The 1,407-nt window shown below is 40.0% G+C and carries 1 protein-coding gene; it reads left to right on the top strand.

The window, feature by feature from the left end:
- Positions 1 to 79: 79 nt before the first annotated feature.
- Positions 80 to 931 (top strand): S-formylglutathione hydrolase, encoded by an 852-nt coding sequence (fghA, locus tag GNE10_RS34460; RefSeq protein ID WP_185570502.1) that lies wholly within the window; start codon positions 80 to 82, stop codon positions 929 to 931.
- Positions 932 to 1,407 lie beyond the last annotated feature (476 nt).

The following is a 1,407-nucleotide window of genomic DNA, read 5'->3' as shown; positions in this document are numbered from 1 at the left end:
TCATCATCCCGCTAACCTTTCCTGCGGAACGCTATGCGAACGGTGTAGCGGGAGTCTTCTAGCTTATATTAGATAACTAATGCCTAGCCTCAATTTGATTTCAGAATATAAAAGCTTTGGTGGTAAAGTCGGTTTTTATAGTCATGCGTCGTCAACCTGCAAAGGTGAAATGCGCTTTGCCATCTATCAACCACCACAAGCAACTCAACAACCTGTGCCTATTCTCTATTTTCTCTCTGGTTTGACTTGCACTGAAGAGAATTTTATGGTCAAAGCAGGTGGGGTGCAGCGCTTTGCAGCTGAGTACGGTTTGATATTGGTTGCACCAGACACTAGCCCGCGTCATACTGGCATTCCAGGTGAGGATGATGATTGGGACTTTGGCACAGGTGCGGGGTTTTATGTTGATGCCACACAAGAACCGTGGCGTCAATATTACCAAATGTATAGTTATGTCGTCCAAGAATTACCTGCTGTAATTACTGCAAACTTCCCGGCGCGATGGGATAAACAAAGTATTTTTGGTCATTCAATGGGGGGACATGGGGCGTTAGTCTGTGCAATGAGAAATCCGCAACTATACAAATCAGTATCAGCTTTTGCACCTATTACTGCACCTATGCGTTGTCCTTGGGGTCAAAAAATTTTCAGTGGTTATCTTGGTAGCGATAAAGAAACTTGGCGTGCTTATGATGCTAGTGAATTAGTTAAAAAAGTTGGATATCACAGTTCGATCCTCATTGACCAAGGCACTGTTGATAAATTTTTAGCTGAACAATTAATGCCAGAAGTATTTGAGCAAGCTTGTGCAGATGTTAACCAGCCACTAAACTTACGTTATCAAGAAGGTTACGACCACAGTTATCATTTCATCTCCACTTTTATTGAAGATCATATCCGCCATCATGCGATCGCTTTGGGATGTAAGTGAAGCAATCCTATTTCAGTTGTGAATAATATCGGTGTTGACTGTTGACTGTTAAGTAGCTCAATTTAAAAAAACGTCATACGTATATGTCAATAAATGTAGGGTGTGTTATGCCGTAGGCTAACGCACCTCTGTAGACTATAGCAATTGAGGTGCGTTATGCTTTGCGATAACGCACCCTACCATTGTTTTATGTTTAATTAAGTTTACCTACTTAAGTGTTAACAACCCTAACACGTAACATTTCACAAATTATTTGGGATTGCTATATATGAGATAAGAATAATTGGTAATGCCCTTCGCCCCATTACGAATTATTTAGTATTAGTAAATTCCAAGTAAATAAACCACGTTGTAGGGCGAATAAGCGTTCGCCCCACCAGGGATTGTGGTTGAAATAGATAAAAAAGGCTTTAATCGAAATTCCTTTATTTCAGAATAAATACTTTTGCTTGCAACTAAGTGCATAAGTAATTTTA

The organism is Nostoc sp. 2RC (genome assembly GCF_014222165.1).
Taxonomy (GTDB): Bacteria; Cyanobacteriota; Cyanobacteriia; order Cyanobacteriales; family Nostocaceae; genus Nostoc; species Nostoc linckia.
Note: the sequence above shows the minus strand (reverse complement) of the source record. Positions and strands in the feature narration are given on the sequence as shown.